Source organism: Bacteroidota bacterium (genome assembly GCA_026391695.1).
GTDB lineage: Bacteria > Bacteroidota > Bacteroidia > Bacteroidales > JAGONC01 > JAPLDP01.
This window is the reverse complement of record JAPLDP010000064.1, coordinates 61321-81594: the sequence shown is the minus strand read 5'-3', so window position 1 is coordinate 81594 and position 20274 is coordinate 61321. Positions and strand designations below refer to the sequence as shown.

The following is a 20274-nucleotide window of genomic DNA, read 5'->3' as shown; positions in this document are numbered from 1 at the left end:
TGACCATTCAGCCATACATCGCTGTATAGGTTGTCGGTTCTGATTCACATCCCCAACATATTGGTCAGGTCTCCCCGGGTAAGAACGATAACTTTCATCCCATATACCTGCTGCATTTACTCCAAGGGGTTCGGGCAGTATTGGACTTCGCTTTGTCATGCAAGCTCGTCCGCCCCTCATAAGCCTTTCTATGCAGTTCTTGTTCATCAGGCCGGAACTTTGCCGCCGGCTTCCTTCAGATTCCTACTCACGAAGGACACCCTTGCCTTAAGCTAACACTTCCCACTGCCAAGTGTGTTCGGGTCTTGCACCCTATAGCTATCGCCCATGCCGGGCGCACATAAAAGAGGAGGCTTAATACCTCCTCTTCTCTAAATGAAAAATACGCTGCTCATTTCATTTATTAATAATTTGTTTGTTAATGCTCAAATGGAAAATCTATAAAATATAATTCCCGGTTTGCATAAACAGCATTCTTATTGATACTTCTTTGTTTTAAAATAATCAACGCATGGGGCCTTTATTGATTTTAATTTTATCACTTTTATTCAAGCCGGAAATAATTTCTATATTAATACCATCAGAAAGGCCAATCTTAATATAACGTTTCTCAAACTGTTGAGGACCAATTTCAATTTCCACATAAGCAGAATCCTTATCAAACTGCAGTAAACTTTCCGGTATTGACAAAACACTATCTTTTTTGGCCAGTACAATATCAGCATTTGCACTATATCCTGCCCTGATAAAAACTGTATCTAAGAGTGTAACAGCTGCTCTGATTTCGAACTGAATGGCACCATTCTCCTCTACACCTTTTGGCGATATATGTTCCAGTTTTGCATCGAAAGATTGGTTCTCGATGGCTCCGACTGATAATATCAAATTCATCCCTTCACTGATCTTGCCTACCTCAGTTTCATCAATATTACCTTTAAATATCATCTCGCCCATATCGGCCACGGAGGCAATAGTAGTTCCATTATTAAATGTATTACTTTCAATTACTGCATCACCTTCTTCGACTGGAACAGCCAGTATCATACCTTCAATTGTTGATTTTATTAACGTATTTGTTTGCCCGTCAATTTTTTTTGTTTGTCCCTCCCTGATAAGCAGTAAATTATTTTCAGCGGCCTCAAGCTCCTCCATTGCATTCATATAAGCGAGTTCATAACCGTCAAAATCATTTTGGGGAATCACATTCTGTTCAAATAACTGCTTTTGCCGTTCATAATTTCTTTTTGCATTCTCAAGACCAATCCTTGCCCGATTTTGACGGGATTCGGCATTGTTCAGGTTAACCATATCAGGAATTATCTTAACCTTGGCAATAATGTCACCTTTTTTAACATATTTTCCGGGTTCAACGTATATGTTTTCAATAATGCCTGAGACCATCGGTTTTATTTCTATCTCCTTACGGGGCAATACCGAACCTGTTGCGACTGTCTTCTTGATAATATTATTTATAGTCGGAGAAGTGGTTTCAAAAGTGACCGGTTCAGCTTTTGACTTTTTATAAAGAAAATAAATAGTACAAGCGAAAATCGTTATGAATATCACAGCAATCACGATTTTTAAAATCTTTTTCATATTTTAGATCTTTGGTTTGAATTATTTCTATACTAAATCATTATTCATCCCTAAGAGCGTCAATTGGCTTAATTCTTATGGCTCGACGGGCGGGTATCAGGCCCGCAATGGATCCGGAAATGACCAATATAGCCAAGGCAATCATGGCCACATTAAAATCGACCTGGGGATTTCTGAACATTTCAGTATTAGCACCTGATTTTATCAACATATAATTTATCCCCTCGATAATGCCCACGCCTGCAAACAAACCAAGGTATCCGGCAATCATGGTTAAAAGTACTGATTCCATGATTATCTGACTCATTATATTCCAAGGGGTGGCGCCAATAGAGCGCTGTATTCCTATCTCTTTGGTCCTTTCTTTAACAATAATCAGCATAATATTACTAACTCCTACTACTCCTGCAAATAAAGTTCCAATGCCAACAATCCAAATCAACACCCGAATCCCAGAAAAGAGGCCCTGAAATTTATTAAATTCCTTCTCAAGATTGAAAGATCCAATTGCTCGTTTATCTTCAGGGTGAATACTATGACGACTGGTCAATAAAACTTTAGCTTTTTCTTCCACGACTGAGACAGGTATATCTTCTTTCGATGTTATGGAATACCAGCCAAGAATATCACCATAGTTATATGTCATTTGAAGGGTTGTCAGTGGTATGAATATGCTTTGGTTATCAAAATCAGCTTGTTGGCCTGATCTTCTGGATTCAAAAATACCGATGACCTGAAAATATACGCCTTGTATGCGAATATATTGCCCAACAGGATATTCTGTCGCTTCAAATAATTCACGTTGTACCCTGACACCAATGACTGCAACTTTTCTTTTTTCGTCAATATCAATATCATTCAGGAACCTACCCTGAAGAATATTTACGGGATCTATTTTATAGATATCAGGATAGTCCCCCATAATATTAAACGCGCCGGTTTTAATACCTCTAACCACATTATCATTTCCTGGACCTCCGCGAGCGACTAAACGAGGTGCGATAAGATCTATTTCGGGAATATTATTTCTTAAGGCTTTTGTGTCATCATTTCTGAAATTGTAGTACCGGCCGCGTTGAAAACCTTTGTATGGCATAGTAGTTCGCTGAGGCCAAATGAATACGCTATTGGTGGCCATACTCTGGAAGTCATTATACACAGCATTTGACAGGCCAGAACCTGAGCCATGCATTATAATAAGCATAAATATTCCCCAAAACACACCAAAAGCGGTAAGGAATGTCCGCAATTTATTCTTTTGAAGTGTTGAAAATATTTCATGCCAGCGGTCTGAATCAAACATGGTGTATTTAAAATAAATCAGTTAATATGTTTAATTCTTACTCATCACGCAGTGCTTCAATAGGTCTAATGGAGGAGGCCTTTCGTGCCGGGATAAAGCCCGCAATGGCACCTGCCAGAATTAAGATAATTGTAGCACTGACAGCTACCTGGAAATTGACTTCGGGATTTTGAAAAAAATTCTGTGCCTCAGTAAAGAATGGCCTGATCAGTTCCAGAAGTCCAACGCCTGCCACTAAACCCAAGTATCCTGCAAAAGCAGTTATTAATACAGATTCCTGCAGAATCAAACTGGTTATTGACCACGGTGTAGCGCCCATGGCTTTTCTTATGCCAATTTCCTTCGTTCTTTCCTTAACTACCACAATCATGATATTACTTACGCCAACAATTCCGGCAATAAGGGTTCCAATTCCTATAATCCAGATAAAAAGACGGATGTTAGAAAACAGACTCAAAAATTTTTTGTAATTCTCAAGTGCGTTCCAGATAAAAACAGCCCTTTGGTCTTCAGGATTAAATTTGTGTCGTTTTGACAAAGTATTTCTTATATCATCCACTGTTTTCTGGCTCTCCGCGATGGATAGATCTCCAACAGTAAGAGAAATATTATTTACCCGGTTACCACGGTTAAAAACCCTCTGAGCGGTAGATACCGGGATATAAACCCTTGTCATGTCGCGATCACCGCCTTCATCGGTAAACACCCCTACTACCTTAAAGGGTATTCCGGCAACGTTAATATATTTATTCAGGGGTTCTTCGCCCTTAAACAGTGACTTTTCTACAACTTCACCAATGACTACTGATTTTCGAAATTGCTGAACGTCTATCTCATTCAGAAACCTGCCCTTCTGGACTTCTAACTGTTCAAGATATCCATAATCAGGATGACAGGCAAAAATGTCATATGTGGCGTATTCTGTTCTGTAAGATATGGTTGTATTTTCCCAAATATACAGCCGAGAGGACACGTGTTCCACATGGTCCAGCGACTCAATTGACTCATAATCTGCGTTAGTGAACTGAATATTGCGTCCGGGTTTAAGTCCTTTGTAAGCAACACTTGTGATGCCGGGATTGATCCAGATACTATTTACCGCATCTCCCTTGAATTCCTGTTTCACACCGTTTTCTAAACCCTTTCCAGAACCCAGAAGGATAATAAGCATAAAGATGCCCCATGCTACACTGAACCCGGTAAGAAATGTCCTCAGCTTATTCTTACCCATTGTATGAAATATCTCCTGCCATTTATCGAGGTCAAACATAAGGAACTGAAATTAAAATATTCACTTAATTATATTGATGATTGCCGTTTGATTCATCCATAATAATTGTACCATCATGTAGTTTGATAATCCGATCAGTTCTGTGGGCGATATCCCTTTCATGTGTGACAATAAGGACCGTGACACCCTCATCATTAATCTCCTTAAACAAATCCATAACCTCATAGGAAGTTTTGGAGTCAAGCTGACCGGTAGGTTCGTCCGCAAGGATAATTTTAGGTTTGGATATCAAAGCTCGGGCAATGGAGATACGCTGTTTCTGGCCCCCTGACAGTTCATTTGGCATATGTTCAGCCCATTCTTTGAGGTCCATTTTTTCAAGCATAGCCATAGCCATCATATTTCTCTTCTTGCGGCTGATTTTCCTGTAGTAAAGAGGCAAAGCCACATTTTCCAATGCATTCTTAAAGGAAATAAGGTTAAATGACTGGAAGACAAAACCAATATGGCTGTTTCGGAATCGGGCAGCTTTTTTTTCGCTCATATTTTTGATTTCAATCCCATCAAGGGTGTACATGCCTTCATCATGTGTATCAAGCATGCCTATGATATTAAGTAATGTAGACTTACCGGAGCCGGAACTGCCCATGATTGCTACCAACTCACCACCGGAAATTTCGAGATCAATACCTTTTAATACATGAAGACTATTTGAACCGGTGGTATAACTTTTATGAATCTTGTGAAGAGAAATCATTTTGATATGAATAAATCAAATTTTTCAGATCGAGCTATTTTCATGCCATTATAGATAACGTACTGTTAAATAATATATTATTTAATAATGACGGAGAGTTATGTGTACGATAAGTATACAGGAGGTGTACGGAGGCGATCATCCGCGGCTATTCATCCAATACTGTCTAAAAGACCTTTCTCTGATTGTCGGTAGGTCTCTTTTTTTACCCCAAGATTTGCTAAAAAATCTAGAGAGGATTATGTTCTTTATTCTGCCACCAAAAAAATCGACCATCCACCGTTTATTCATAGTTTTATTCCATGCTCTCATAGCCATGCGTTCCGACATGGAAGGATATTTCCTGTTTACGGTATCATTGCGGTTATATAGCAGCAACTCATGAAGGTTTACTTTTACCGGGCATACTTCAGTACAACTGCCACAGAGAGAGGAAGCATAACTTAAATGCCTGAATTCTTTAAATCCTTTCAGAAAGGGAGACACAACGGCTCCAATTGGACCACTGTAGGTTGTACCATAAGCATGCCCACCGATATTTCTGTAAACCGGGCAGGCATTGAGACAGGCGCCACAATGGATACATGACAGTGCACGGCGTTGCTCTTTTTGTTTTAACAATTCCGTGCGATTATTATCTAATAAGATCACATACATTTCATCCGGACCATCAGATTCATCTTCCTGCCGCGGACCAGTGATAATTGAATTATATACTGTAATTTTCTGGCCGGTACCATGTGTCGCTAACAAAGGCCAAAGTAGGTGCAAATCATCAATAGATGGTACAACCTTTTCAATTCCAGATATTACTATATGGATTCTTGGAAAAGAAAATGACATAAACCCATTGCCTTCATTTTCTGTCAAAGCTACTGCGCCAGCATCAGCTATGAGAAAGTTAGCACCACTGATGCCTGCATCAGCCGAAGTAAATTTTTCGCGAAGAAGATTCCTGACAAAATATGTTATCTCCTCGGGTGTAATATGCACTGGCGTTTGAAATCTCTCATTGAATAACGCGGCTACATCTTCTTTTGATTTATGCATGGCAGGGGTGACGATATGATAAGGATGTTCGCCGGATAATTGCACAATAAACTCGCCCAGGTCTGTTTCCTGTGGCTCAATTTTATTCTTTAGCAGGAAATCGTTTAGTTCAATCTCTTCACTGGCCATCGATTTCATCTTCACCACCATCCGGGCCTTGTGCTTTTTTAAAATATTTACAATTTCCCTTAAGGCCTCTTTAGTATTTTGTGCCCAAATGACCTTGCCGCCTTTTCGTATGAAATTTGACTCGAATTCTATCAGATACTTATCTAAATCATTTATCACGCGGTGTTTAATGACAGAACCTCTTTTTTTGGCTTTCTCGATTTCCGAAAACTGCCTTTTTCCGACAGGTACTTGTTGGTTGTAGCGTGAGATATTATAATTGATTATCTTGCGGTGTTCAAGATCAAATGCCTTGCTTTCGGAATCCCCGATAAACTTCTGATATATCTCTGAGGACATCTATGATTATTTTAAAAGTTTAGGTATTTTTTCTATTCTGATTAAATGCCTTCCTCCTTCAAAATCTGTAGAAAAAAATACTTCTACGGCATCAATGGCCTCGTCATATCCAATGAACCGGCCTGGCAGGGTAATAATATTGGCATCATTATGCAGACGAGCTAGGCGGGCGATCTCTTTATTCCAGCATATAGCAGCCCTGATATTAGCATATTTATTTGCAGTCATTGCTGAGCCATTTCCACTTCCGCAAATAATGATACCGGCTTCAAATTTATGGTCATTAACCGACCTTGCTACCGGATGTACAAAATCGGGATAATCGACACTCTCCTCTGAGTGTGTACCAAAATCCATAAAATGAAATCCTCTTGGTGTAAGGATTTTTATCAGATATTCCTTCAATTTATAACCTGCATGGTCACAACCGATGGGAATGGTTTTGTACCTATCAAACATTAATCAGTCCCTGTTCGTTTGAAGCAAAATTACTCATTAAATGATTGAAGCTATAAATTTAAATTTTCATCTTGCGTTATAAACAAAAATTTGTTTATAACTGTTTACCTTTGTTACAAAGTTGCTGGTAAATAAATGGATAACCAATATAAGGAACCTGAAATCTTTTTAACCTGTTTTTACAAAATAAAACTAAAAATAAACTAACCATTGCGACGCTGTTAATAAAACTGATTTTTTCATCATTTCTTTTTATTAACAGTATGTGTATAAAATATCAGTGTATTATTTTACAAAGGTTTAATTGCCTGAAACTTTGGTTTTCTTGTTCGTAATTCAGTAATTTATTGATAAACAAAAATGAATTAAGACTTTTATCAACACTACTAACAACCCATTAAAAATATAAATTTTATAATATAATATAATGTTATCATAATTATAGCTTGTTAAAATATAAAAAAGCATGTATGTACTAATTTTGAGAATTTTCATTCTATGCAAGATATCTTAACCCAATAATTAAGAACCAATAAATGGATATTGCTTCAAAAATATTGAAGTTAAAGAAAATAAAAAAAGCAATTATTCTTTCTCATTATTATCAGATATCTGATATTCAGGATATTGCAGATTTCATTGGAGATAGTTTAGGGCTGGCACATAAAGCGATGGAATCTGATGCTGAAATTATTGTCTTTGCCGGTGTACGCTTCATGGCAGAAACAGCAAAAATATTAAATCCAAATATCAAAGTTTTAATTCCTGATGTTCAGGCCGGATGTTCACTTGCTGATTCTTGTCAGCCAGAAGAATTCAAAAAATTCATAGAACATTATCCAAATCATTTAGTTATCACTTATATTAATAGTTCTTCTATAATAAAAATGATGTCCGATATAATATGTACATCAGGTAATGCCATCCCTATAATTGAATCGTTTCCAAAAGACCAAAGGATTATTTTTGGGCCGGATAAGAATCTTGGTGGATATATAAACAGGAAAACTGGCAGGAATATGGTCCTTTGGAATGGAACTTGTGAGATACATGACATCCTTTCTACCGGCAAAATAATCGAACTGAAGATAAAAAATCCAAATGCAAAGTTGATAGCTCATCCTGAATGTAAAGCTCAGGTTTTAGAATTAGCTGATTTTGTGGGTTCCACGAACGCTATGTTGAATTTTAGTAAAACAGATTCAGCAAAACAATACATTGTAGCAACAGAAACGGGAATTATTCATCAGATGAAAAAAGCATCACCCCATAAAGACTTTATTATTGTTCCCTCAGACGAAACCTGCGCTTGCAATGATTGTCCTTATATGAAAATGAATACAATGGAAAAGCTTATGAGGTGTCTCGAAAAAGAATCTCCAGAAATCATTCTCTCGGAGGATATATTAAAAAAAGCATTAAAACCCATTGAAAAAATGATGGAGATATCGAGGGAATTAAATATGATAAAATGAGCAAATATTGGTTAGTTATAATATGCATGTTGATTTTTAAATGGATTGTTGCTCAGGAAAATAAAATCATTCCTGACGGGTACAATATGTTCTATTATTCCAATGGCCAGATCTCAAGTGAAGGCTATATGGTAAAGGGTCAACCGGATGGATATTGGAAGACATTTTATGAGAATGGGATTCTGAAATCAGAAGGGAATAGAAAAAACTTTGAATTAGATAGTTTGTGGAAATTTTATGACGAGAAGGGCAGAACGATACTCGAAATAAATTATGCTAATGGTAAAAAAAATGGTATAAGAACTACATTCAGTGACAAAGAGAAAATGGAAGAAAAATTCAAGGATGATATAAAACAGGGACTGACAACATTTTATTATCCTGATGGAAAGATAAGGCAAACAATACCATTTGTCGATGGTCTTGAAAACGGCATAGCTATGGAATATACCCAAGAAGGCATCGTCATTGGATTGGTTGAATATAAAAAAGGATTTGTTGTTAACCGTGAACGAATTAACCGAAAGGATGTCAATAATTTAAAACAGGGTCCATGGAAGTTCTTTTATGATAATGGTATAGTCAGAATGGAAGGTACCTATACCAATGACAAACGAAACGGTTATTTCAAGGAGTATGACCGCAACAGAAATCTGGTTAGTGTGAGTAAATATATTAATGATCTGCTTCAGGAGGATGTTGCGGAAATTGCGGATTTGGATGTCCGGACAGATTATTATCCGAATGGAAAAATTAAAACAGTTGCCAGCTTTAAAAATAACATTCCTGAAGGTGTCAGGAGGGAGTATGCAGAGGATGGAAAAATCAACAGAGCTTTTATTTTTAAGGAAGGCGTTATAACAGGCGAAGGTATCATTTCTGAGACCGGAATCAAGGAAGGTCCGTGGAAGGAATATTTCAACGACAGATCATTGCAGGCTGAAGGAAGGTATTCTAATGGAAAAAGGATCGGGGAATGGAAATTTTATTACCCAGGTGGCACTCTTGAGCAGACAGGAGCCTATACTTCAGGAGATCCGGAAGGCACCTGGACATGGTATTATCCCTCAGGAAACCTCCTCAGAGAGGAAAATTATTTAAATGGCCTTCCAGATGGTAATGTCGTTGAATATGATGATGACGGTACTCTTATTAGTCAAGGACAATATATTGAAGGATATGAAGATGGAAAATGGATCTATGAAATGGGGATTTACAGGGAGGAAGGATATTACCGGAATGGACTGCGAAATGGTCAATGGAAGTCCTATTACTCTGATGGGACAAAGCTTTTTGAAGGAGAATACATTGATGATAATCCAAATGGTAAGCATATTTTTTATTGGGAGAATGGACAAATCAAAGACGAAGGCCGCTATGTCATGGGTATTAAAGAAGGAGATTGGATTAAATACAATTATGATGGGACTCCTTTCCTGATTATTACTTATAAAAATGGGACAGAGATAAAATATGATGGTGTTAAGATTAAACCATTGATGGAAGAAGGCGTGGAAATATCTTCACCAGAAGGGAAAGAATAGTAAAGGATTTAAAGAATTTGAAAAAAGGTTTATGGAAAACAGGCCAAATCGCATTTATGTATATCTGCCATTTTTATTGGCGATATTTCTGGTAACGGGTCTTTATTTGGGAATGAAGTTACAAAATCCATCTCTGGAAAGGAACCCGACATTCAGTGACACGTCCAGGGATAAGCTAGGTAATGTTGTACACTATATAAAACAAGATTATGTTGATTCTGTAAATAAAGATAAACTTGAGGTTGATGCCATCAATGGTATGCTCCGTAACCTGGATCCGCATTCGCAGTATATCAGCTCCGAAGAACTTAAAGAAGTGAATGAACCACTGAAGGGCAATTTCGAAGGCATAGGCGTGGAGTTCCGGATAATCAAGGATACCATAGTCATTTTACATGTCATTCCTGGTGGTCCGTCTGAAAAAATTGGCCTAAATCAAGGAGACCGAATTGTTAAGATTGACGATACCACGTATGCTGGTGTAAAGATCGCCAATAGCGATGTGATCAAACATCTTAAAGGAGAAAAAGGAACAAAAGTCAAGGTAAGTATATTGCGCCAAAATGTCCCTCACCTGATGGATTTCATTATCACCAGAGATATTATTCCCCTGTATAGCATTGATGTTTCATACATGGTTGATGGTTCAATTGGATATATTAAACTGAGTCGGTTCTCCGCTTCAACACCTGAGGAATTTGATGCGGCATTGGCTAAGCTTGAAGGTCAAGGTATGACACGACTGATTCTTGACCTACGGGATAATGTCGGTGGTTATCTGGAATCAGCCATTCGTTTAGCGGATGAATTTCTTGGCAACAGGAAGCTGATTGTTTACACTGAAGGTAATAACCGTCCCAGGCAATATGCTTTCGCTTCGAATCGTGGGAAATTTGAAAAACAGCCGCTGGTAATTCTGGTTGATGAAGGTTCGGCATCAGCCAGTGAAATATTGGCTGGTGCTATACAGGATAATGACAGGGGGTTGATCATTGGCAGAAGGTCGTTTGGAAAAGGTCTTGTTCAGGAGCAGATCGAATTATCCGACGGTTCGGCATTAAGGCTTACCGTAGCAAGATATTATACTCCAACCGGACGGTGCATTCAAAAGCCATATAGAGATGGCATTGAACAATATGAAAATGAATTCCGGAATCGCTTTCATAATGGCGAACTTCAGCATCCTGACAGCATTCGCTTTCCGGATTCACTGAAATATACTACACCCGGAGGAAAGGTTGTTTATGGCGGTGGAGGTATTATGCCTGATATATATGTTCCCATACAGACCGGAAAGGAATATATCTATTATAACCAGCTTATCAACAAAGGCATCTTTTATCAATTTGCTTTTGATTATACTGATAATAAGAGAGAAAATATAAAAGGGATTTACCCTTCTGTTGATGTCTATATAAAAAATTTTTCAATCGATAATCCATTGCTTACTGATTTTATCACTTATGCTGAGGAAGACAGTGTAAGACGCGATGATGCTGGTGTTCGCGCCACATCAGATCTTATCAAAACATTACTAAAAGCTTTTATAGGACGCGAGATATACAGTGATGAGGCATTTTATCCTATATACAATCAGAGTGACACAATTTTTCTTAAAGCTGTTGAAGAGCTTAGCAAAAACTGATGATAATGCGAAAAATATCATTATCTTTATGTTGTCGAATATTTTATAAATTTTAAATTCATTAAAACCATGGCTTTTGAATTACCCCCATTACCTTATGAAATAGATGCTCTGGAACCGTTTATTTCCAAAAAAACATTGGAATTTCATTATGGCAAGCATCATATGGCCTATGTCAACAACCTGAACAGGCTTGTACCTGGTACGGCGTTTGAGCAAAGCACACTGGAAGATATCATCAAAAAAGCTGAAGGTGGTATTTTCAACAACGGTGCACAGGTTTGGAATCATACATTTTACTGGAATTGTCTCTCTGGTGGTGGTGGTGAGCACACCGGCAGGCTGATTGAAGCCATCAGGGGAAGTTTTGGATCTTTTGAAGATTTCAAAGTTAAATTCACTAACGCTGCTGTAACACTTTTTGGTTCCGGTTGGACCTGGTTGGTAAAAACATCTGATGGCAAACTGGAGATCATTCAGGAGAGTAATGCCGGAAATCCATTACGAAAAGGTCATACGCCATTGCTCACATGTGATGTATGGGAACATGCATATTACCTTGATAAACAGAACAGGCGTCTGGATTATATCAATGATTTCTGGAATATTGTAGATTGGAAAGCAGTAGAAGCCAGATTCTGATATCAGGATTATTCCGGATATCATTCTACCGTTACTGATTTAGCCAGATTTCTTGGCTGGTCTACATTGCAATTGCGCAAAATGGCGATGTGATAAGCAAGAAGCTGCAATGGTATAGTTGCCAGCACTGGAACAAGAAACTCTTCAGTTTCGGGTATCTCTATGGAATAATCAGCCAGATCTTTTACAGTGACCTCTCCCTCGGTGATGATGGCAATAATTTTGCCTTTTCTAACCTTAACTTCCTGGATGTTTGATACAACCTTATCGTATGTTCCCTTATTGGTTGCAATAACTACAACCGGCATAGCTTCATCAATCAGGGCAATAGGTCCATGTTTCATTTCTGCAGCGGGATAACCTTCGGCATGGATGTATGATATTTCTTTAAGTTTTAGAGCTCCTTCAAGTGCTACAGGGAAGTTATATCCTCTTCCCAGGTAAAGGAAGTTACGGGTATCCTTATAATTCTCGGCAATTTTTTTTATGAGATCATTGGATTGAAGAACCCTTTCCACTTTTTCAGGTAAGTGATCTAATTCATTGATTATATGAAAATATCTTGATTTTGGGATAGTTCCTTTTTTATTGGCAATCTGCAGGGCCATTAGTGTGAGTATGGTAATCTGTGCTGTAAAGGCTTTTGTAGAGGCAACGCCGATTTCCGGACCGGCATGAGTGTATGATCCAGCATGTGTAGCTCTGGCAATTGAAGATCCGACAACATTGCATATTCCTATTATGGTTGCACCCTTTGATTTAGCCATTTCAATAGCTGCCAGTGTATCGGCTGTTTCACCCGACTGGGAAATAGCGATGACAATATCATTTTCGCAAATTACAGGATTACGGTAACGGAATTCCGATGCATATTCTACTTCAACGGGAATGCGGGCCAGGTCTTCAAACAGGTATTCACCAACCAGGGCGGCATGCCAGGATGTTCCACAACCCAACAAGATTATACGTTTGGCATTGATTAACTTCTGCATGTAGTCACTTATGCCCCCCAGAGAGATTATTCCGTTCTTTGCATCCAAACGGCCACGCATACTGTTACGTATCGACATGGGTTGTTCAAAAATTTCTTTAAGCATAAAATGGTCGAAACCGCCTTTCTCTAATGCGCTTAAACTCATTTCCAGGGTTTCAATATATGGGGTTTTATCGATGTTTTTTATAGTTTTTATTTTTAGCACATCATTTCTTCTGGCGATGGCGATTTCTTCATCATTAAGATAAACAACATCTTTCGTGTACTCAATAATTGGTGTCGGATCGGAAGCAATAAAAAATTCACCGTTACCGATACCAACAACCAGCGGACTGCTTTTACGGGCAGCAATCAGCATGTCGGGATCTTTTTTTGAAATGATGACGATAGCATATGCCCCAACAACCTGGTTCAGTGCAATTTGAACAGCTTCAATCAGATCTACATGTTCATTGATCTGAATATCTTCGATTAATTGAATAAGAACTTCTGTGTCGGTCTCACTTACAAAGCTGTGGCCTCTTTTTATCAGCTCTTTTTTCAGGGATGCATAATTTTCAATGATGCCATTATGAATAATAGCCAAATTATGCGATTGTGAGAAATGAGGATGAGCATTAATTTGATTGGGTTCACCATGTGTCGCCCAGCGTGTATGTGCAATACCTGTTGTGCCGGAAATATCTTTTCCCTGAATATAGGCTTCAAGTTCTGAGACCTTGCCTTTGTTTTTGTATAATTTCAGATTCTCATCAAGTAAAACAATGCCGGCACTGTCATAGCCCCTGTATTCCAGCCGGTAGAGTCCGTTTATCAGTATGGGATATGCCTGTTTAGGTCCAATATATGCCACGATACCGCACATAGGTCAATAATTAGGTTTGGTATAAACGAGGCGGAGCTTCAAACTATCCTGAGGGTTGGAGGGGCCATTAAGTACTACACGCCCGGCATTCAGTGAAGCTCCTGCAATCATGAGATAGAGGCCATTGTTGGGATCATTTTCATTAAGGATATCCTGGAGATGCCGAGTAATCCTGAAACGGTATGAGTTGTTCTGATATTTTCCATCAAAGTAAAGCTCACTTTCATACTCATCAGGTAAAAAGTCAATTTTACCTTCATCGGTAATACTAAATAAGGACAAATTTGAGGGTGGAGTTAACGAATTTTCAGGATCATTGTTTTTAAATATCAGCTGGGCTTCATTTAAAGCTATTTTATAATCTTTTACCCAGTTCATCAGATAGGGAAAGAATATTTTAGTCTTCACCCCCCCCATACATTGAAGATAGATTTTTTGATTTCCCAGAGCTGTATCACCTACGAGAAGCTGGTTCTGGAATTCGTTTGTGGCATCAGCATAACCATAATGGTTATAATTTCCAAATCGTTGTAATGATGTGCTATTAATGGCGACTCTGTATACGAGGGAATCATTATCATCATTATGATAATACAAATATATCGTAGAATATGAGCTTGAAAAGTTCATGTAAAGAATAGCCCCGGTGCCGGGCGTATTTACAGGATCTGCGCTGATATAGAGGCCTTTAAAAATTGTTTTGAAAGAACTATTGCTGGCCAGAACATCAGCAGATGCAGTCAGAACTTTATTTCCGAGGGTAGTATTCATGGGGATACGAAGCTGGGCTTTATAGGGCTCCTCATCAATCCAGACAGTATCATTTGGTTTTGGTTGAAAAGTAAAATCAGCAAGAAGAGAAGGATCATAAGCCAGGGATTGATTAGAATAATAGGAGGTGTCAATGTCAAGGCTGTCAACCAGTTCGTAAATTTTAACAGTTTGTGATGTGAGTGTGTCCCCGTAGTATCCAGCATATGAAAGAACCATAGTCATTGAGTCACACTGTGGATTAGCGCCAAAGTCAGGTGCGGAAACAGACATGGCAATCTGAGTATAGACACCAGCTGTAGTTTTACCAAAAACCATGTCATAGATGGATCCCAGAAGGGTGGTTGTTGTGCGGTCGGTCCTGACAGAATCTTCCAGTACAGAGTAGGCTACCACCGTTGTGGTATCGCTGAATTCAACTGATAGCGGATTTTTACCGACCAGATCAAGACCAATTGCCTGAGGTTCCTTTTTGCAGGCAATTGTAAATAAAAGAAGAAATGGCAATAAAACAGATGTTGTCTTGTAAGTAATCCTGATGGTCATCAATTTCATGGTTTTGTTGGATAACGGTAAGAGTGAAAAGATTATTATCAGGAGACAACTCTTTCGCTAAGGATTTTATCGTAAAAATCGGAATAGAGGTCAATATATTTATCCGAAGTCTGATGTTTCAAATAGGGTTTTCCTGAGGCTTTCAGATACTCCATGATTTCAGGATGTATTTTATCACTGCCAAGGATAATGGCTTCTGAAAAATCGATAGCCGCTTTAGTTAAATTAATATAATTTGGTTTTTTGTAATGTTTGACATCTTTTTCAGTGATTCCTTCCATTTTTATTTTTTTTGCGAAACTATTGCTAAGGCTTTCCTGAAAGTCGTCATCATATATCGAATAAATCACTTGGGCCTCACTGAAAAGAGGATTGTCGATATAGGCTTTTTTCATGTATAGAGGAATAAGGCTTGTCATCCAACCATGGCAGTGCACAATATCCGGAGCCCAGCCAAGTTTTTTAACAGTTTCGATCACGCCACGTGAAAAAAAGATTGCTCTCTCATCATTATCTTCAAAAAATTTACCGCTTTTATCCTTGAAAATGAATTTTCTCTGGAAATAATCTTCATTATCGATAAAATAAATTTGCATTCTGGCTGATTGAATGGAAGCCACCTTGATAATCAATGGATGATCAGTATCATCGATGATGATATTCATTCCTGAAAGACGAATAACCTCGTGAAGTTGATTTCTCCGTTCATTAATATTTCCGAAGCGGGGCATAAATGTCCTGATTTCTTTACCTCTTTCCTGGATACCCTGTGGAAGGTAGCGACCGATGAACCCCATAGGGCTTTCCTTTAAATATGGCATGATTTCTTGGTTGACAAAAAGAACCTTGGGTTTTTCCATGGTGAGATGATTTTCATTTGGAGTGTGCAAAGGTAGTAATAATTTATCAAACAGTCACCATTAACCATTTCTTATTAATTCATTATTACGACTTTATATGTTAGATATAGCATCAATCATCAAAATTTCGTTAAAACTCAGGTATTTATCTCATAATATCTTTAAAGACAACAACTTGATTTGATAATAGGGAAGGCTTATGAAAATTCCTGTCATTTTATTTGGCTACATTAAAATTAATTTAAATTTGTCTGTTATTTTATTAACAAAACATTAAACCGAGTTGATTATGATTAACAAGATGATTGCCGGCATGTTACCATATATGCCAAAAAAATTAGTTTGGATATTTTCAAAGAGATATATAGCGGGTGAAACTTTGCAAGATGCTTTAAAGGTGTCGAAGGATTTGAATGCACTTGGGATCAAGGTCACAATTGATATGCTTGGCGAGTTTATAACCAATCTGGACCAGGCAGAACAAAATAAGAATCAGTATCTTAATCTTATTAATATAGCCCAACAAAATAAAATTGATGGCAATTATTCCATCAAACCAACTATGTTTGGGCTATTGCTTGACAAAGAAGTATGTTACACCAATGTCAGGGAAATTGTGCGAAAAGCTGCTGAATTCAACAACTTTGTACGTGTCGACATGGAAGATTCTTCTTGCACCGATTATGAGATTGAATTATTCTGCAAACTAAAAACGGAATTTCCCCAAAATGTAGGACTTGTGGTTCAGGCTTACATGAGGCGGACATTAGATGATTTGAAGAATCTGATTGATCTTCACACCCGGGAAATTCCCCTTAATTATCGGTTATGCAAGGGTATATACGTTGAGCATCCGTCGATAGCATATAAAAAATATAAAGAAATCAACCAGCACTTTCTGGAAGATCTGGAGTTCATGTTCAAAAATGGCATTTATCCGGGTATTGCCACACATGATAAACCGCTAATCGAGGGATCCTATGTGCTACTGAAGAAATACAACGTTCCCCCAGATGCCTATGAATTCCAAATGTTGTATGGTGTTACACCTGAACTCCGTGCATCTATTGTCGCCAAAGGCCATACAATGCGTGTGTACGTGCCGTTTGGCGAGGAATGGTTTAGTTATTCTACCCGTCGTTTGAAAGAAAATCCAAAGATGGCCATGCTCATTATCAAAGCCATTTTTATCAGGAAGTAGTGCTTGTTGGCTCTATTTAGCCATTATCTTTTCAATCTCTTTCACTGTTTTTGGTACGGGTTTTCCGAGCACGTAACACCCATTTTTCGTTACCAGGATATCATCTTCGATGCGCACACCGCCGGTATCCCTGTATTCATCAATTTTCTTATAGTTGATGAAATCGGTGAATTTCTTTTCTGATTTCCATTGCTCAATCAGTTCAGGTATGAAATAAATGCCTGGTTCAACCGTCAGTACAAAGCCGGGCTGGAGTTTTCTAGCCAGACGCAGAAAGGCGAGTCCAAATTGTTCGCTACGGTTTACAGTGTTGTCGTACCCTACAAAATTCTCTCCAAGGTTTTCCATATCATGCACGTCAAGACCCATCATGTGACCCAGTCCATGGGGGAAGAAAAGGGAATGGGCTCCATTACTGACAGCTTCTTCCACATTACCCTTCATGATGCCCAGCTCTTTTAATCCTGATGCAACTGTTTTGGCGGCCAGGAGATGGACTTCTTTATAATATATTCCGGGTTTTATGGCCCCGATTGCCTTCAAATTGGCGTCGAGCACGATTTGATAAATGGCTTTTTGTTTTGGATTAAAAATACCTCCAACGGGAACTGTCCTGGTGATGTCGCTGGAGTAATGGAGTTCTGATTCAGCTCCGGAATCAATGACCACCATTTTGTCCTTTATGAGTTTGTTCCCGTGATAATGGTTATGCAACGTTTGCCCGTTGATAGTGAGAATTATTGGAAAAGATACCGGACCACATTTAGACAGGGATATTCCCTCCATAACTCCGGCAATTTCGCGTTCGTAAACACCGGGCATAGCCATTTTCATGGCAGTAATATACATTTCATACGTCACATCCAGGGCTTTTTCAATCTCGATGATCTCACCTTCGTCTTTAACTGACCTGAGAGTGACTACAGCTTTTATCAGTTCCTCTGAAACATAGTCCCTTACCCGGGCCGTAAGGAGACCAAGAAGTTGTTTCAGCAGAATGGTATGTTCACCCCTGTAAGGAGGAAGGAAATGGATTTTTCTGCCGCTTGTTATAGCCTGCTGGAGGAAGGCCCCAAGTTCGCCAAAAGGAGCTGTGTAATTAATCCCCACTTTTTTAGCCAAGTTCTTTATAAGGGGCTGTGGCCCCATCCAGATGATGTCATCCATGGTGACATCATTTCCGAAAATATAATCCTTATCATTTTCAATATCCATTATTCCGGCCATGTCAGGATGATCCAGACCGAAGAAATAAAGAAAATTGCTGTCCTGACGGAAAGGATAAGTATTTCCAGTATAATTCATAGCCGATTCACTGTTGCCGAGTAATAAAACCAGGCCTGATTTCAGCTGTGACCGTAAGCGGCTTCTACGGTCGATATAAACTTTTTTATCAAACATAATAGTTAATGATTTAGTTACTTAATTGTTATCCAAATTCAGTTCAATAGTTGTCCGATGTCATTGATTTTTATGGTTAGTCATCAGGGATTCAATTTCATTAGCTTCGATTGGAATGTTTTTCATCAGATTAACCGGGATATCTCCTACCATGATGTTATTTTCCAGCCTGACGCCAATATTTTCTTCAGGGATGTAAATAGCTGGTTCCAGTGTCAGTATCATTCCTTTACAGAATGGCACATATTTGCCCCCTGGGTCATGAACATCCAGGCCAACAGGATGACACACACCGTGCATCAGGTATTTGCTGAACAACGGTTTGTCGGGATTCTGATTTTGAACATCTTCATCGCTGAACAGCCCAAGACCAATCAGTTCCTTTTCAGTCAAACGGTTGACTTCATGGTTTATTTCGTCAATACTGTTACCGGGAACATACAGGCCGGTTGCATTTTGCTGGACTCTTAAAACGGCATCATAAACCTGATGCTGGCGCATGCTGAATTTTCCGTTAACCGGGATAGTGCGTGTGCAGTCGGCAGCATAATTGGCATATTCAGCTCCAAAATCCATCAGTAACAAATCGCCATTTTGACAAATATTGTCATTTTGGTGATAATGCAAAGCCAGGGCATTTTTCCCTGAGGCAATGATCGGCTGGTAAGCGTGACCGTTAGAGCCATTACGGATAAATTCGTGTGTGATCTCGGCTTCCACTTCATATTCCATGATACCCGGTCTGACAAACCGAAGCAGACGCCGGAAAGCTTTTTCAGTCAGATCACAAGCGATCTGGATCAGTGCCACCTCTTCCGGTTCTTTTACAAGTCGCAGGGAAGTGAGCATAGGGGCCAGCCTTTCATAGGTGTAAACCGGAAAATTGTCCTTCAAATATCTGGCAAAACGCAGATCTTTTGATGGGACTTCTGTAGAGAGCTTAATGTACTCATTCTGATTCAGATACACCGTATTGGCATAATACATCAGGTCGCGGAAAGTGATCTCAAAGTCGTCGAGCCACATCACCGTTTTAATACCTGATATTTCCTGGATCTCCCGTTCAGTATATTTATGGCCCTGCCATGTCGTCAATTGTTCATCTGCTTTGATGGTGAAGATGATTTCGCGGAATTTCACATTGGGATGGTTCGGACATATCGTAAGGATGCATTTTTCTTGGTCCAGTCCGGTAAGGTAAAAAATATCAGAATGCTGCCGAAACGGAAAATACTGATCGCCGTTTCTTAGCAGTTCATCATTGGAATGCATCACTACCAATGCATTCGATTTAATCATCTTTATCAATTTTTCTCTGTTCCGGATGAACAGGTTTTTATTTATTGCCGTATATCTCATAATGTCTATAATCTATTTATACTGTTTAAAAATTACCGATTATATTTGTTAATAAATTAACATTACATAAATTTGCCTCCCCTAGTTACAAAAGAACT

The 20274-nt window shown here is 38.7% G+C and carries 16 protein-coding genes; 5 read left to right on the top strand and 11 right to left on the bottom strand.

Going from position 1 to position 20274, the window contains the following annotated elements:
• Positions 1-504: 504 nt before the first annotated feature.
• The 6 genes from NT175_08205 to rpiB form a co-directional block, all read right to left on the bottom strand.
• The gene (locus NT175_08205; protein MCX6234690.1) at positions 505-1596 is read right to left on the bottom strand and encodes an efflux RND transporter periplasmic adaptor subunit; all 1092 of its coding nucleotides are present in this window, start codon (positions 1594-1596) and stop codon (positions 505-507) included.
• A gap of 40 nt (positions 1597-1636) precedes the next feature.
• Positions 1637-2899 (bottom strand): ABC transporter permease, encoded by a 1263-nt coding sequence (locus tag NT175_08200; GenBank protein MCX6234689.1) that lies wholly within the window; start codon positions 2897-2899, stop codon positions 1637-1639.
• Between the two features lie 37 nt (positions 2900-2936).
• Entirely contained in the window at positions 2937-4169 is a 1233-nt protein-coding gene (locus NT175_08195; GenBank protein ID MCX6234688.1) for an ABC transporter permease, read from the bottom strand.
• A gap of 25 nt (positions 4170-4194) precedes the next feature.
• The gene (locus NT175_08190) at positions 4195-4887 is read right to left on the bottom strand and encodes an ABC transporter ATP-binding protein (GenBank protein MCX6234687.1); all 693 of its coding nucleotides are present in this window, start codon (positions 4885-4887) and stop codon (positions 4195-4197) included.
• Positions 4888-5025: 138 nt separating this feature from the next.
• Positions 5026-6405 (bottom strand): LutB/LldF family L-lactate oxidation iron-sulfur protein, encoded by a 1380-nt coding sequence (locus NT175_08185; protein MCX6234686.1) that lies wholly within the window; start codon positions 6403-6405, stop codon positions 5026-5028.
• A 6-nt stretch (positions 6406-6411) separates the two neighbouring features.
• Positions 6412-6864, bottom strand: a complete 453-nt coding sequence (rpiB, locus tag NT175_08180) for a ribose 5-phosphate isomerase B (GenBank protein ID MCX6234685.1) — start codon at positions 6862-6864, stop codon at positions 6412-6414.
• Positions 6865-7400: 536 nt separating this feature from the next.
• Here rpiB and nadA point away from each other — a divergent pair.
• From nadA to NT175_08160, 4 genes are all read left to right on the top strand, one after another.
• Complete coding sequence (gene nadA, locus NT175_08175) at positions 7401-8339, top strand: quinolinate synthase NadA (protein MCX6234684.1); 939 nt, start codon at positions 7401-7403, stop codon at positions 8337-8339.
• Positions 8336-9883 carry a toxin-antitoxin system YwqK family antitoxin gene (locus NT175_08170; GenBank protein ID MCX6234683.1) on the top strand — a complete coding sequence of 516 codons (1548 nt, stop codon included), beginning with the start codon at positions 8336-8338 and terminating at the stop codon, positions 9881-9883. The genes nadA and NT175_08170 overlap by 4 nt, the downstream gene beginning before the upstream one ends.
• Positions 9884-9914: 31 nt before the next feature.
• Positions 9915-11528, top strand: a complete 1614-nt coding sequence (locus NT175_08165; GenBank protein MCX6234682.1) for a S41 family peptidase — start codon at positions 9915-9917, stop codon at positions 11526-11528.
• Positions 11529-11597: 69 nt separating this feature from the next.
• Complete coding sequence (locus tag NT175_08160; protein ID MCX6234681.1) at positions 11598-12170, top strand: superoxide dismutase; 573 nt, start codon at positions 11598-11600, stop codon at positions 12168-12170.
• Between the two features lie 20 nt (positions 12171-12190).
• Here NT175_08160 and glmS read toward each other — a convergent pair whose 3' ends face one another.
• The 3 genes from glmS to NT175_08145 are packed head-to-tail and all read right to left on the bottom strand — an operon-like array spanning position 12191 to position 16215.
• Positions 12191-14029, bottom strand: coding sequence for a glutamine--fructose-6-phosphate transaminase (isomerizing) (glmS, locus tag NT175_08155; protein MCX6234680.1), 1839 nt, complete (start codon positions 14027-14029; stop codon positions 12191-12193).
• Between the two features lie 3 nt (positions 14030-14032).
• On the bottom strand, positions 14033-15346 hold the full coding sequence (locus tag NT175_08150; GenBank protein MCX6234679.1) for a DUF4270 domain-containing protein: 1314 nt from the start codon (positions 15344-15346) through the stop codon (positions 14033-14035).
• A 47-nt stretch (positions 15347-15393) separates the two neighbouring features.
• Positions 15394-16215 carry a glycogen/starch synthase gene (locus NT175_08145; protein MCX6234678.1) on the bottom strand — a complete coding sequence of 274 codons (822 nt, stop codon included), beginning with the start codon at positions 16213-16215 and terminating at the stop codon, positions 15394-15396.
• A 289-nt stretch (positions 16216-16504) separates the two neighbouring features.
• On the opposite strand from NT175_08145, the gene NT175_08140 reads away from it, so the two are divergent.
• On the top strand, positions 16505-17416 hold the full coding sequence (locus tag NT175_08140) for a proline dehydrogenase family protein (protein MCX6234677.1): 912 nt from the start codon (positions 16505-16507) through the stop codon (positions 17414-17416).
• Between the two features lie 12 nt (positions 17417-17428).
• Here the strand turns inward: NT175_08140 and NT175_08135 are convergent, their stop codons facing one another.
• A complete protein-coding gene (locus tag NT175_08135; GenBank protein ID MCX6234676.1) occupies positions 17429-18817 on the bottom strand; it encodes an aminopeptidase P family protein in 1389 nt (462 codons plus the stop codon).
• A gap of 60 nt (positions 18818-18877) precedes the next feature.
• Positions 18878-20176, bottom strand: a complete 1299-nt coding sequence (locus NT175_08130) for an aminopeptidase P N-terminal domain-containing protein (protein MCX6234675.1) — start codon at positions 20174-20176, stop codon at positions 18878-18880.
• Positions 20177-20274 lie beyond the last annotated feature (98 nt).

Bases quoted from the DNA above. Each gene is read 5' to 3' on its own strand.
- NT175_08205 (MCX6234690.1), bottom strand. From the start codon at position 1,596: ATGAAAAAGATTTTAAAAATCGTGATTGCTGTGATATTCATAACGATT.
- NT175_08200 (MCX6234689.1), bottom strand. From the start codon at position 2,899: ATGTTTGATTCAGACCGCTGGCATGAAATATTTTCAACACTTCAAAAG.
- NT175_08195 (MCX6234688.1), bottom strand. From the start codon at position 4,169: ATGTTTGACCTCGATAAATGGCAGGAGATATTTCATACAATGGGTAAG.
- NT175_08190 (MCX6234687.1), bottom strand. From the start codon at position 4,887: ATGATTTCTCTTCACAAGATTCATAAAAGTTATACCACCGGTTCAAAT.
- NT175_08185 (MCX6234686.1), bottom strand. From the start codon at position 6,405: ATGTCCTCAGAGATATATCAGAAGTTTATCGGGGATTCCGAAAGCAAG.
- rpiB (MCX6234685.1), bottom strand. From the start codon at position 6,864: ATGTTTGATAGGTACAAAACCATTCCCATCGGTTGTGACCATGCAGGT.
- nadA (MCX6234684.1), top strand. From the start codon at position 7,401: ATGGATATTGCTTCAAAAATATTGAAGTTAAAGAAAATAAAAAAAGCA.
- NT175_08170 (MCX6234683.1), top strand. From the start codon at position 8,336: ATGAGCAAATATTGGTTAGTTATAATATGCATGTTGATTTTTAAATGG.
- NT175_08165 (MCX6234682.1), top strand. From the start codon at position 9,915: ATGGAAAACAGGCCAAATCGCATTTATGTATATCTGCCATTTTTATTG.
- NT175_08160 (MCX6234681.1), top strand. From the start codon at position 11,598: ATGGCTTTTGAATTACCCCCATTACCTTATGAAATAGATGCTCTGGAA.
- glmS (MCX6234680.1), bottom strand. From the start codon at position 14,029: ATGTGCGGTATCGTGGCATATATTGGACCTAAACAGGCATATCCCATA.
- NT175_08150 (MCX6234679.1), bottom strand. From the start codon at position 15,346: ATGACCATCAGGATTACTTACAAGACAACATCTGTTTTATTGCCATTT.
- NT175_08145 (MCX6234678.1), bottom strand. From the start codon at position 16,215: ATGGAAAAACCCAAGGTTCTTTTTGTCAACCAAGAAATCATGCCATAT.
- NT175_08140 (MCX6234677.1), top strand. From the start codon at position 16,505: ATGATTAACAAGATGATTGCCGGCATGTTACCATATATGCCAAAAAAA.
- NT175_08135 (MCX6234676.1), bottom strand. From the start codon at position 18,817: ATGTTTGATAAAAAAGTTTATATCGACCGTAGAAGCCGCTTACGGTCA.
- NT175_08130 (MCX6234675.1), bottom strand. From the start codon at position 20,176: ATGAGATATACGGCAATAAATAAAAACCTGTTCATCCGGAACAGAGAA.